At 71.9% G+C, this 12,504-nt stretch carries 10 protein-coding genes and 1 pseudogene; 7 read left to right on the top strand and 4 right to left on the bottom strand.

The window, feature by feature from the left end:
* Positions 1 to 51 precede the first annotated feature (51 nt).
* Together ABZ865_RS32385 and ABZ865_RS32380 are read left to right on the top strand one after the other, a co-directional pair.
* Positions 52 to 991: pseudogene (locus ABZ865_RS32385) on the top strand (universal stress protein).
* 37 nt (positions 992 to 1,028) lie between these two features.
* Positions 1,029 to 1,925: a universal stress protein gene (locus tag ABZ865_RS32380; RefSeq protein WP_361238294.1), complete on the top strand. Its 897-nt coding sequence runs from the start codon at positions 1,029 to 1,031 to the stop codon at positions 1,923 to 1,925.
* Between the two features lie 81 nt (positions 1,926 to 2,006).
* Here ABZ865_RS32380 and ppk2 read toward each other — a convergent pair whose 3' ends face one another.
* Positions 2,007 to 2,810 carry a polyphosphate kinase 2 gene (gene ppk2 / locus ABZ865_RS32375; RefSeq protein ID WP_361238291.1) on the bottom strand — a complete coding sequence of 268 codons (804 nt, stop codon included), beginning with the start codon at positions 2,808 to 2,810 and terminating at the stop codon, positions 2,007 to 2,009.
* Positions 2,811 to 3,137: 327 nt separating this feature from the next.
* Here ppk2 and ctaD point away from each other — a divergent pair, with 327 nt between their 5' ends.
* From ctaD to ABZ865_RS32355, 4 genes are all read left to right on the top strand, one after another.
* Complete coding sequence (ctaD, locus tag ABZ865_RS32370; RefSeq protein WP_361238288.1) at positions 3,138 to 4,847, top strand: cytochrome c oxidase subunit I; 1,710 nt, start codon at positions 3,138 to 3,140, stop codon at positions 4,845 to 4,847.
* Positions 4,848 to 4,850: 3 nt separating this feature from the next.
* Positions 4,851 to 5,306 (top strand): hypothetical protein, encoded by a 456-nt coding sequence (locus tag ABZ865_RS32365; protein ID WP_361238285.1) that lies wholly within the window; start codon positions 4,851 to 4,853, stop codon positions 5,304 to 5,306.
* A 110-nt stretch (positions 5,307 to 5,416) separates the two neighbouring features.
* Positions 5,417 to 6,622, top strand: coding sequence for a globin domain-containing protein (locus ABZ865_RS32360; RefSeq protein WP_361238282.1), 1,206 nt, complete (start codon positions 5,417 to 5,419; stop codon positions 6,620 to 6,622).
* A 133-nt stretch (positions 6,623 to 6,755) separates the two neighbouring features.
* Positions 6,756 to 7,583 (top strand): MerR family transcriptional regulator, encoded by an 828-nt coding sequence (locus ABZ865_RS32355; protein ID WP_361238279.1) that lies wholly within the window; start codon positions 6,756 to 6,758, stop codon positions 7,581 to 7,583.
* Between the two features lie 364 nt (positions 7,584 to 7,947).
* On the opposite strand, the gene ABZ865_RS32350 is transcribed toward ABZ865_RS32355, so the two are convergent.
* The 3 genes from ABZ865_RS32350 to ABZ865_RS32340 all read right to left on the bottom strand — a co-directional run bounded on the left by ABZ865_RS32350 (position 7,948) and on the right by ABZ865_RS32340 (position 11,803).
* The gene (locus ABZ865_RS32350; RefSeq protein ID WP_361238276.1) at positions 7,948 to 8,370 is read right to left on the bottom strand and encodes a pyridoxamine 5'-phosphate oxidase family protein; all 423 of its coding nucleotides are present in this window, start codon (positions 8,368 to 8,370) and stop codon (positions 7,948 to 7,950) included.
* A gap of 347 nt (positions 8,371 to 8,717) precedes the next feature.
* Complete coding sequence (locus tag ABZ865_RS32345; RefSeq protein WP_361238273.1) at positions 8,718 to 10,412, bottom strand: GAF domain-containing protein; 1,695 nt, start codon at positions 10,410 to 10,412, stop codon at positions 8,718 to 8,720.
* A gap of 119 nt (positions 10,413 to 10,531) precedes the next feature.
* Positions 10,532 to 11,803 carry a GAF domain-containing SpoIIE family protein phosphatase gene (locus ABZ865_RS32340; RefSeq protein WP_361238824.1) on the bottom strand — a complete coding sequence of 424 codons (1,272 nt, stop codon included), beginning with the start codon at positions 11,801 to 11,803 and terminating at the stop codon, positions 10,532 to 10,534.
* A 392-nt stretch (positions 11,804 to 12,195) separates the two neighbouring features.
* Here ABZ865_RS32340 and ABZ865_RS32335 point away from each other — a divergent pair, with 392 nt between their 5' ends.
* Entirely contained in the window at positions 12,196 to 12,486 is a 291-nt protein-coding gene (locus ABZ865_RS32335) for an SHOCT domain-containing protein (protein ID WP_361238270.1), read from the top strand.
* The last annotated feature ends 18 nt before the right edge of the window (positions 12,487 to 12,504 follow it).

Raw genomic sequence — 12,504 nt, 5'->3', positions numbered from 1 at the left:
CGACGCTGTCACCGGGGCCGCCCGGGTCCCCCGATTCAGGAGGTGGCGATCATGCCCCGCACCATCTGGTCTCGACGGCTCGCCCGAGAGCCGCGCCGCCGCGGAGTGGGCGGCCCGCGAGGCGAGCCTGCGCGGACTGCGGGTGAGGCTCGTCCAGGTCCGGGAGCCGGTACCGGAACCCATGGCCCTGGCCCCGCACCTCGGCGCCGAGACACAGCAGCAGTGGACCGAGCGAAGCGAGATGGGGGTACCCCCCGGCGAAGCCTGGGGGAGCGTCACCCGCGAGGCCGCCGACGGTCTGCGGCTGCGCCACCCCGGCGTCGAGGTGACCGCCGAGCAGCTCACGGGACGGCCCGCCGAGGCCCTGGCCGACGCCGCGAAGGACGCCGACATGCTCGTCCTCGGCTCGCGCGGCCTGGGCGCGATCGGCGGCTTCCTGGTCGGCTCGGTCGGCCTCGCGGTCCTCGCCCGCACCGAGCGGCCCGTCGTCCTGGTCCGCTCCGGTGAGCAGGCAGCGGACGAGCACGAGATGGACCCGGCCGGCATCCCCTCCGCGGGCACGCCGTTCCGCCCCGTCCTGCTCGGGCTGGACGCCAAGGACGCGGACGCCGCGCCGATCGAGTTCGCCTTCGAGGCCGCCGCGAGCCGTTCGGTACCGCTGCGGGTCGTCCACGGCTGGACCCCACCGTCGTACTACGCCTACGGCATGGCCCCCGCCCCCGACGTCACCACGATGGTGGCCGAGAGCGACGCCGCCGCCCTCGCCGAGGTGCTGAGCCCCTGGCAGCGGAAGTACCCGGACGTCGAGGTCGTCACCGAGTCCCGCTGTGGCAGCCCCTCGCTCCTCCTGATCGACGCCTCCCGCGAGGCTTCCCTGGTCGTCGTCGGCCGGCGCGTCCGCCGCTCCTCCGTCGGCGCCCACATCGGTCCCGTCACCCACGCCGTCCTCCACCACGCCGCCGCCCCCGTCGCCGTCGTCGCGCACCGCTGACAAGCCGCCGACACCGCGGCAGAGGAGAGTGGAGACCATGAACGCAGCTGTCGTACGAGAGATCGGTGAGCCCCTGGTCGTCGGCGTGGACGGCTCCGAGCCGAGCCTGCGCGCCGTCGACTGGGCGGCCGACGAGGCCGCCCTGCGAGGGCTGCCGCTCCGGCTGGTGTACGCCTCGCTGTGGGAACGGTACGAAGGCGTCGTGCTCGCGACGGACGTCGGCAAGCCCTCCGAACAGGTGATGGCCGAGGACATCGTCGAGACCGCCGAGCGCCGGGCGCGGAGTCGCCGGCCCGACGTGAAGGTCACCACGGACGTGCTGCCCGAGGAACCGGAGTACGCGCTGCTGCGGGAGAGCCGTACCGCCACCGCCGTCGTCGTGGGCTCACGCGGTCGGAGCAGCATGGCCGAGGCCCTGCTCGGCTCGGTCAGCGTGACGGTGGCCGGCCACGCGCACTGTCCGGTGATCGTGCTGCGAGGCAGTCACGACAACCGGGCCACTCCCGGCAGGCGCGGCCGCATCGTCCTCGGCGTCGGCGAGAAGCCGGCGGACGCGGCGGCGGTACTGTTCGCCGCCGGGGAGGCACGACGCCGAGGCGTGCCGCTGGAGGCCGTACGAGCCTGGCGCCGCCCCGCCCACACGTCGACCCACCGCCCCGTACCGGCCGGCGAAGCGGCCCGGCAGTACGAGCAACAGGCCGCGGAGGTGCTGGAAGCGGCTCTGCGGGACGTCCCGGACGACGTCGAGGTGCACCGGCGCACCGTCGAGGGGCACGCCCGCCGGGTCCTGGTCGACGGCTCGGCCGACGCCGACCTGATCGTCGTCGCGGCCCGGCGCCACGAGGGCCACTTCGGGCTCCAGCTCGGCCGCGTCGCCCACGCGGTGCTGCACCAGGCCGCCTGCCCCGTCGCGGTCGTACCCCAGCGGGTGTGAGCGAGGCGATCGGCTGATCAGGTGACCGGCTGTTCAGGTGACGGGCTGTTCAGGTGACCGGCTGTTCAGGCGATCGGCTGCTCAGAGGCTCGCCGCGTGATCGGGGACGTAGGTCTGCAGATCGCGCGGCGGCCGCTCGTAGCCGGTCGACGGCGGCCGGTCCGGAAGTTCGAGGACCGGCGGCGGTACGTCGTGGTAGGGCACGGAGTCCAGCAGGTGGGCGATCATGTTCAGACGGGCCCGGCGCTTGTCGTCGCTCTCCACGACGTACCAGGGCGCCTCGACGATGTCGGTGTGCACCAGCATCTCGTCCTTGGCCCGGGAGTACGCCTCCCAACGGGTGATCGACTCCAGGTCCATCGGCGACAGCTTCCAGCGGCGCAGCGGATCCTCCAGGCGGCGCCGGAACCGCTCCTGCTGCTCGGTGTCGCTCACCGAGAACCAGTACTTGCGCAGCAGGATCCCGTCCTCCACGAGCATCCGCTCGAAGATCGGGCATTGCCGGAGGAAGAGCTGGTGCTCCTCCTTGGTGCAGAAGCCCATCACATGCTCGACGCCGGCCCGGTTGTACCAGGACCGGTCGAACAGCACGATCTCCCCGCCGGCCGGCAGGTGCTCCACATACCGCTGGAAGTACCACTGGGTGCGCTCGCGCTCGGTCGGCGTCGGCAGCGCCGCGATCCGCGCCACGCGCGGATTCAGGTGCTCGGAGACCCGCTTGATGGTGCCGCCCTTGCCCGCCGCGTCCCGCCCTTCGAAGACGACGACCAGCCGGGCGCCCTCGGACCGCACCCACTCCTGCAACTGCACCAACTCCGTCTGCAGGCGCAGCAGTTCCTTCTCGTACACGTCGCGCGGCAGCTTCGCCGCGTTCTTACCGGCCATGCCGCCTCCACCGCCCGAGGACTCACGAGGACGTCACCGTACGTTCCTACGAAGACCGTACGCCATGGCCCGCCGACCGCATGTGCGCCGAGGCGGACCCGGTCGGCCCGCATGCGCCGAACCACGCCAGGCGGCCGCTGTCGCCGCCGCCCCGCGAAGAGGGGCCGTTGGACCCCATCCGATGGCCGTTCCGGGGCTGTTCGGCCCATCCGGCCCAGGTGCCCCTCCGACGATCATGAGGCGGCGGCCGGGAAGGCCAGGTCCATACCCGTACCACGGCACTTCCCGGCTCGTCGTCGACATGGCACAAGGGGAGGACACCGTCCGGTGGACGAGACGCAAGAACAACAGGTGGAGACCGTGCGGCCGAGGGACGCGGCGGGGGTCTCCGCGGCCGTGGGGACACCCGGCCCAAGGGAGCAGGCGGCCGGCGGACGGCCGTCGTGGGCCGAGTGGCTGACGACCACCGACCACAAGAAGATCGGGACGATGTACCTGGTCACCGCGTTCGTGTTCTTCATCGTCGGCGGCGTGATGGCGCTGCTGATGCGCGCGGAGCTGGCCCGTCCGGGGCTCCAGATCATGTCGAACGAACAGTTCAACCAGGCGTTCACGATGCACGGCTCGATCATGTTGCTCATGTTCGCGATGCCGCTGTTCACCGGCTTCGCCAACTGGATCATGCCGCTGCAGATCGGCGCCCCCGACGTCGCCTTCCCGCGCCTGAACATGCTCGCCTACTGGCTCTTCCTGTTCGGCTCCTCGATCGCGGCGTTCGGCTTCCTCACCCCGGACGGGGCCGCCGACTTCGGCTGGTTCCTGTACGCCCCGCTGTCGGACGCCGTGCACTCGCCGGGCCTCGGCGCCGACCTGTGGATCATGGGCGTGGCGCTGTCCGGCTTCGGCTCGATCCTCGGCGCGGTCAATTTCATCACCACGATCATCTGCATGCGCGCACCGGGCATGACGATGTTCCGGATGCCGATCTTCACCTGGAACGTGCTGCTGACCGCCCTGCTGGTCCTGATCGTGTTCCCGGTGCTGGCCGCCGCGCTGTTCGCGCTGGAGATGGACCGCAAGTTCGGCAGCCATGTCTTCGACGCGGCCAACGGCGGGGCGCTGCTGTGGCAGCACCTGTTCTGGTTCTTCGGCCATCCCGAGGTCTACATCCTGGCGTTGCCGTTCTTCGGGATCGTCTCCGAGGTCATCCCCGTCTTCTCCCGCAAGCCGATGTTCGGCTACATGGGACTGATCGCGGCGACGATCGCGATCGCGGGCCTGTCGGTGACGGTGTGGGCGCACCACATGTACGTCACCGGCGGTGTGCTGCTGCCCTTCTTCTCCTTCATGACCTTCCTGATAGCCGTGCCGACCGGGGTGAAGTTCTTCAACTGGATCGGCACCATGTGGAAGGGCTCGCTGTCCTTCGAGACCCCGATGCTGTGGACCGTCGGCTTCCTGATCACGTTCGTGTTCGGCGGCCTGACCGGAGTGATCCTGGCGTCCCCGCCGATGGACTTCCACCTCTCCGACTCGTACTTCGTCGTCGCGCACTTCCACTACACCGTCTTCGGTACGGTCGTGTACGCGATGTTCGCCGGATTCCACTTCTGGTGGCCCAAGTTCACCGGCAAGATGCTCGACGAACGCCTCGGCAAACTCACGTTCTGGACGCTCACGGTCGGCTTCCACCTCACGTTTCTGGTCCAGCACTGGCTGGGCGTCGAGGGCATGCCTCGCCGTTACGCCGACTACCTCGCCGCCGACGGCTTCACCGCCCTCAACACCCTCTCCACGATCGGGGCGTTCCTGCTCGGCCTGTCGATCCTGCCGTTCTTCTACAACGTCTGGAAGACCGCCAAGTACGGCAAGCCGGTCGAGGCCGACGACCCGTGGGGCTACGGCCGTTCACTGGAGTGGGCCACCTCCTGCCCGCCGCCGCGCCACAACTTCGTCCGGCTCCCTCGCATCCGCAGCGAGTCCCCGGCGTTCGACCTGCACCACCCGGAGATCGCCGCACTCGAGGCGGCGAAGTAGACCATGTCCCAAGCCGTTCTCGCCCTGGGAGCCGGGGCGGTGACCCTGGCGGGCTGCGTCTGGTACCTGCCGGCGATCGCCGACCTGCGCGCGGGAGCCGACCGGCCCCTCTCCCATCGCAGAGCCGCGGCCGCCTGCGTCAGCGGCTGGACCACGGCCGGGATCGTCGCGGTGCTGCTGCTCGTCTCGGAGGCGTGGTGGACACCCTTCGCCACGGCGGTGGCCGGCGCGGCGGTCACGGTGGGCCTTCGGGCACGCGCGGCCGTGCAGCACCGCCGTGAGACGCGCGAGGCCGCACGCGACTGGGCCGAGCTGCGCCTCGACCGGCGACCGGCGGACACCCGACGTGCCCGGAGCGTCGTCGTGCTGCTCCTCGTCCCCGGGACGGCCGCCGCCGTGGCCGCGGCGACGGCCCTCGGGACGGTCGGGACCGTCCTCAGGGCACTTCGGCCCTATTGAACGCGACGGCGCCAACGGCACGATCGATGTGCCGGCCGGATCCGTGTGACGGACCCCCGGCTGTGACGGTGAGCGCCGTCCCGCTACCTGCCGCACCACAAAGGAGAGCCATGCTTTCGCCCGAGTCGGCCGCTGTCGTCCGTGCCACCCTGCCCGCCGTGGGCGGGGCCCTGGACGAGATCACCGCACGGTTCTACGGCAGCATGTTCGCCGAGCAGCCCGAGCTGCTGGACGGGCTGTTCAACCGCGGCAACCAGGCCAGTGGCGAGCAGCGCAAGGCCCTGGCCGGATCGATCGCGGCCTTCGCCCAGGCGCTGCTGGCCGACCCCGACGCCCGCCCGGACGCCCTGCTGTCCCGGATCGCCCACAAGCACGCGGCGCTCGGCGTCACCGAGGACCAGTACACGATCGTCCACAAGTACCTGTTCCGGGCGATCGGCGACGTGCTGGGCGAGGCGGTCACGCCGGAGGTGGCCGGCGCCTGGGACGAGGTGTACTGGCTGATGGCCGGCGCGCTCATCGCCCTGGAGGCCCGGCTCTACCAGGAGGCCCAGGTCGACCCGCGCGATCCGTGGCGGCAGTGGACCGTGGTGGAGCGGCGCGACGAAACCCCCGACGTGGCCTCCTTCCTGCTGCGCCCAGCCGACGACGGCCCGCTGCCCGAGGCCCGCGCCGGCCAGTACGTCAGCGTCCGCGTCCTCATGTCCGACGGCATCCACCAGACCCGCCAGTACAGCCTGTCCAACGCCCCCGGCGACCGGCTGCGGCGCATCACCGTCAAGCGGGTGCCGAGCGTCGCCGACGCCCCCGAGGGCGAGGTCTCCAACCAGCTCCACCGCGCCGTGGGAGCCGGCGACGAGCTGACCCTGTCGGCCCCGTTCGGCGACGTGGTCCTCGACGACGCCGACACCCCGCTGCTGCTGGTCTCGGCCGGCATCGGCTGCACCCCCATGGTTGCCATGCTCGAACACCTCGCCGCCACCGGCTCCACCCGGCCCGTCCACGTCCTGCACGCCGACCGAGCCCCGGCCGACCACGCCCTGCGCGCCGACACCCGCCGCCTGGTCGAGCAACTGCCCGACGCGAGAGTCGAGTTCTGGTACGAGCAGGACGCGACCGACGAACCCGGCTCCCACCCGGGCCTGATGGACCTCGACGGCCTGGACCTCCCCGCCGACTCCGACGTGTACCTGTGCGGCTCGCTCCCGTTCATGCGCGCCGTCCGCGGTCAACTGCTCCAGGCCGGTGTCCCGGCGCGCCGCATCCGCTACGAGGTCTTCGGCCCCGACCTGTGGCTGGCCCACGCCGAGGGCTGACACCGCCCAACTCCCGGCAGTGAGTGCCCACTTTCAGCCCCGGCGCCCCGGCGCCGGGGCTGACCCGTGCCCCGCGGTCCCTGTCCCGTCCCGCGCTTGCCGCTGCCCCAGGGGCAGGGCCGAGGATGGGCGCATGCGAGAACTGATGGTCATCGGGGAGTTCGCCGCGCACAGCCGGCTGAGTCACAAGGCGCTTCGCCTCTACGCGGACAAGGGCCTGCTCGTACCCGCCCATGTCGATCCGCGCAGCCGCGTCCGGTACTACGAGCCCGCGCAGATGGCAGAGGCCCGCCTGATCACCCTCCTGAGGGCCCTCGGGATGCCGCTCTCCCTCATCGGCCCCGTCCTCTCGGCCGAGGGCGGTGAGGCGGCGCGGCTCGTCGCCGAGTACGCGCGGCGCTGCGACGAGGAGCACCGCGCCCGCCGGCCTCTCGCACTCCACATCCAGAACATGCTGAGCGGAAGGCCGACGGCCATGTACGTCATCGGCGAACGCGAGGTCCGTCAGCAGAGGGTCGCCTTCGTGCAGCAGCACGTCACGGCAGAGCACCTGGGGGCGTTCCTCGGTGAGGCCACCGAAGAGCTGTTCGCGCATCTGCGCACGGCGGGCGCCTGCCTGTCCGGGCCGGTGTTCGCCGTCTACCACGGGCTGGTCGACCAGGACGGCAACGGCCCGGTCGAGGTGTGCGTCCCGACGGACGCCCCGATCGAGCCCGCCGGACGCATCGGAGTGCGCCTGGAGCCGGCCCACCGGCAGGCGTTCACCGAGCTGCGCAAGGAGCAGAGCCCCTATCCGACGGTGGCGGGCGCCTTCGAGGCCGTGACCGCGTGGCTCCACGACCGGGGGCTGCGGCCGAGTGCCTCCGCACGCGAGATCTACTATCCGAACTGGGCCGACGCCGGTGCGGACGAGCACGTCATGGACATCGCCGTGCCCTTCCGAGCCCTCACGCACGCCTGAGACAGCCGCTCCGGTCAGCCCCCGGCGGGGCCGGTCACAGCAAAGCTGCTCCAGTACGGCCAGAACCGGGTCAGGACGAGGACGGCGATCACGCCGTACCAGCCGGCGAGGAGCATCCCGTGCGTCTCCAGCACCAGGGCGAGCCGACTCCGGCCGGCCGCCGGTACGGGGATGACCCCGTGCCGGAGGTTCCGCAGCGCGAGGTGCCACCCGCAACCGCTGATCCGCTTCGGCTACGGCCGGGACGGCGGCCGCACTCCGCGCGCCCGCGGGCAGGCGGAGACAGGCGCTGCGAACCGCCGCCTTTCCAACGACAGGCCGCACCCCCACGGTCTGGGCTGACCGGCTGCGTACCCGTCAGCGGTCAGTCCGTGCCGCGTGTGCCCGTGAGCTCCCGGCCGGTGACCATCTCGGCCTCGATGCGTACGAAGACCCCGTCGTGCGTGACCACCCAGGAGCGCGGGCCGGTCCGCGACAGCCGTTCGTGTTCGGCGGGGTCCGTCACCACGGTCGCCCGCCCGGTGACGACCACGCTCCAGCCGGACCGGGTCGCGGCGTCGAAGTCGTCGGCCTCGAAGGCGACCACGACCCCGTCGATCGCGCGGACGAGGTCCGAACGCGCCGAGGTGCGCAGGAGCACGGAGCCGTCCGTGTCGAGGGAGAAGTTGACCGGAAGCACCGCGGGCAGCGCCTGGCGGGTGTACAGGACCCTACCGACCGGCGCCTTCGCCATCAGGCGCAGGCACTCCTGCCGATCGAGCGCGCGAAAGCCGTTGCCGTGGAACATCCGTCCATGGTGCCTCCGGCGACCGGGGCGCTGTTAGGGCCGGACGGCCCATGTACACACGTGCCCCATGAGGGGAGCCAGGTCGCCCGGCCCGCACGGCCGGGAACCGAGGCCCGCCGGGCCCGTCGCCGAGGCCGTACGGTCCACCCCCTGAGCGGGTCCGCGTTCCGATAGTGGATCAGGCCCCGGCACGCACCACGAACCGGCCGGCCCGCGGCCCCTGCTCCATCCCCGAGGCCGAACCACTGCGCGGCCTCTGCCGCCAGGCGGACCGCCGCGCGGTTCTCCGCGCGTCGCCCCGTGCTGTTCGCTTCGGCGGGTGCGCCCCGAGCGGCCCTGCAGCCGCGTCAGGCGGACGAGGAGAGCGGGACGACCCACTCGATGACGGTGCCGCTCGGCCGGTTCGCGGACAGCGTGCACGTACCGCCCATCTCCTCCGCGCGTCGGCGCAGGTTGGCCAGGCCGCTGCGGCGGGTGACCGCCGGGTCGATGCCGCGGCCATTGTCGGCCACACGGGCCTTCAGGGCGGTGTCGGTGACCTCGACGCCGACGTCGACGGTGGTGGCGTGCGCGTGCCGGGCCGCGTTGGACAGGGCCTCGCCGAGCACGGCCAGCAGCTGCTCGGCCTGTTCCGCGGACACGGCCGTGTCCAGCAGTCCGGTCATGCGCAGCGCGGGGGCGAAGCCGAGCGACTCGGCGGCCCGCTCTGTGGCCGCGACCAGCTGGGCGCGCAGTCCGCTGCCGCGACGGGACCGGTCGTGCTCACGCAGGGCGTAGATGGTCGAGCGGATGATCTTGATGGTGTCGTCCAGGTCGTCCACGACCCGCTGGATGCGCTCGCTCACCTGCGGACGGTCGGAGACCCGCCCCAGAGTGGACTGCAGTGACAGCGCGCCGGCGAACAGCCGCTGGATGACCAGGTCGTGCAGGTCCCGGGCGATCCGGTCACGGTCGTTGAGCACGACCATGCGTTCGGTGTCGCGCCGGTGCTCGGCGACGTCCAGGGCCAGCGCGGCCTGGTTGCCGAACCCGGTGACCATGTCGACCACGGCGTCGGTGAAGAGGGCGCCGCCCGGCTCGTTCGCGACCTGCAGCACTCCCCGGACGTGCTCCCGGGTGCCGAGCGGTACCAGGAACGCCGGCCCCAGCTCCACCACCGAGGCGCTGCCGCCCGCGGCGCGCGGGTCGGCGCTGACGGCATCGCTGGTGATCGTCTCGCCGGACGTGTAGACCTTCGCGCCCAGTGCCGTGGCGGGCAGCAGCAGCCCGCGGACCTCCTCGGCCCGCATGCCCGAGGCGGCCTCGATGACGAGCTCGCCCTTGTCGCCGACCGGCACCGCCAGGGTGACCAGATCCGCCCCGGCCATCTCCCGCACGGTGGCGGTGAAGGCCTCCAGCACGGCGGCGGGCTCCGCACCGGACAGCAAGCTGCGGGTCAGTTCGTTGCTGGCCGCCAGCCACCGCTGCCGGCGGTGCGCGTCGTCGTAGAGCCGGGCGTTGTCGATCGCCACACCGGCCGCAGCGGCCAGGGTGCGCAGCACCGCCTCGTCGTCGCTGTCGAACTCCGCGCCGCTCTTCTTGTTGGTCAGGTAGAGGTTGCCGAAGACCTGGTCGCGCACGCGGACGGGGGCGCCGAGGAAGCTGGTCATCGGCGGGTGCCCGGCCGGGAAGCCGACGGATGCCGGATGCTCCGCCAGGTTCGCCAGCCGCAGCGGCTCCGGGTGCCGGATGAGCAACCCGAGGATGCCCTCGCCGCGTGGGTAGTGCCCGATGCGGGCGATGGCGTCCTCGTCGATGCCGACGGTGACGAACTGCTTGATCGTGCCTTCCTCGCCCAGCACACCGAGGGCCCCGTACTGGGCGTCGACCAGGGTGACCGCCGACTCCACGATGCGCTGCAGCACCACCTCCAGGTCCAGGTCGGAGCCGACCGCCAGGACGGCGTCCAGCAACGTGTGGATCCGGTCCCGGGCCGACCTGACCTGTGCCACCTGCGCCTGCAGGTCGTCCAGCAGTGCGTCAAGCCGCAGCTGTGGAGACATCCCGGACGTCTCCACTTCACGCGAATCCCGCGCGCGGTCCTCCACCACAGCTCCCCTCACCGTCTTGCCGGCTCACCCCAAGGATGCCCGACGCGCCGAACCCGATCGACGGCGCCCGGTCACCCGGGAGGTGTGCGCAGGGCGAGGATCGCCAGGTCGTCGTGGCCGTCGCTGGGATGGTTGTCCGCGAGGATCGTGCAGAGATCGTCGACGGGCAGGTGGGCGTGGGCGAGGGCAGCTGCGGAGAGGGCGCGCAGACCCGTGTCGAGGGACCGGTGGGGATGTTCGACCAGGCCGTCCGTGAAGAAGATCACGGTGGCACCCGCAGGCAGCGGGTGCTTGTGGTCGGGGCGAGGCTGGGCGGCGTCGACGCCCAGGGGTACGCCGGGCTCGGCAAGCAGGTACACCGGCTGCCGGCCCGGAGTGATCAGCAGCGGCGGGAGGTGCCCCGCGGTGCTCCAGTGCAGCAGCCAGGGGTCTCCGCCGGGCTCGATGCGGGCCAGGCAGGCGGTGGTGAGGGGGTCGTCGGTGATCGCGTGCAGGGTGCGGTCCAGCTGGTGGAGGACCTCGCTGGGCGGGGTGCGCCGGTCGTAGAGCAGGGCGCGCAGCATGTGCCGGGTCTGGGCCATGGCCGCTGCCGATCGCAGGTCATGCCCGACGACATCGCCGATGACGGCCGCGCACGCGTGGTCGGGGAGCAGCAGGGCGTCGTACCAGTCTCCTCCCAGGTGCGCGGGGGCGGTCGCCGGACGGTAGATCGCGGCGGCGGTGAAGGGCCGCAGGTCGGGCAGGATCGGCAGCAGGAGGCGCTGGAACTGCTCGGCCCCGCTCCGCACCTGAGCGAAGAGCCGGGCATGGTCGATGGCCACGCCCGCGGCGCCGGCCAGGGCCAGGAGCACGGATTCGTCCTGCTCGTCGAAGGGCTGCCCGTCGAGACGCTCGGACACGTACAGGTTCCCGTAGATGTCGCCGCGGACACCGATCGCCACGCCCAGCAGGGTGCGCATCGGCGGGTGCCCCGGCGGGAAACCGACCGAGAGAGGGTGGGCGGCGATGTCGTCGACCCGCAGCGGCTCGGTGTGGTGGATCAGGTGCCCCAGGAGCCCACGGCCGTGCGGCAGCGCGATGTCGGCCAGATCGGCCTGCTCCTGATCGGTGATCCCGACCGTGATGAACTCGGACAGGCCCGTGCGTCGCTCGTTCACGACGCCCAGAGCGCCGTAGCGGGCACCGACCAGCTCCAGCGCGGTGCTCACGATCTGGCGCAGCACCTCGGGCAGCTCCAGCTCCCGGCTGATCGCCAGCACGGCGTCCAGCAGGCCCAGCAAGCGCGCCTGGGCGCGCGCGAGCACGTCGAGCTGCTCGATGACGCCACCCGGCTCGGCGCCCATGTGCAGGTGCAGTCGGGGCGGGAGCGGCCGCTGCTCCGGCTTCATGCGCGCCCCTTCCGTGAATCCGTTTCCGTGAATCCGTCCGGGAGTTCCACGACGCGCGGCACCGCTCGGTTCGTGGTCGGGAGCGTCGGGTCGAGTCCGAGCCCGCATCGTGGCAGAGCGGGCGGCCTGGTCGTCACGGTGCCGCAGTTCCACGATAGGGCCGGTCATCGTCCTTCGCCGGAAGAGCCGCACCTCCCAGCCTCGACGCACGCCGAGCAGGGCTCGGTGGCCCATCGAGCAGGGCCCTTCGGCCCGTCCCCTCCGGCCGTACGGCGAGCGACGATGGATACCAGGAGATCCCCCTGTGGGCCTCTTACCCGGGACGACTCGGGAAGGTGAGGTGGATCATGATGTTCTGGTACGGCCATGGCGTGAACTGCTGGGGCTGGTTCGCGATGTCGGTCGGCACGGTGCTGTTCTGGGCGCTGATCATCACCCTCGGCGTCCTGCTCTTCCGGGCTCTGGCCCGCCCTGGCCCGCCCGACGGAGGACACGGCACCTGGCGGCAGACGCCCCCGGACGGCGGCCCCGAACAGATCCTCGCCGAACGCTACGCGCGCGGCGAGATCGACGACGAGGAGTACCACCGCCGTCTGACCACCCTCCGTCGGCCGCCCACGGACGCGGCTCGACCCTAGGCCTCCTAGCGGGTGGAA

Source organism: Streptomyces sp. NPDC047085, assembly GCF_040643735.1.
Lineage (GTDB): Bacteria > Actinomycetota > Actinomycetes > Streptomycetales > Streptomycetaceae > Streptomyces.
This window is presented reverse-complemented; position numbering and strand designations above follow the sequence as displayed.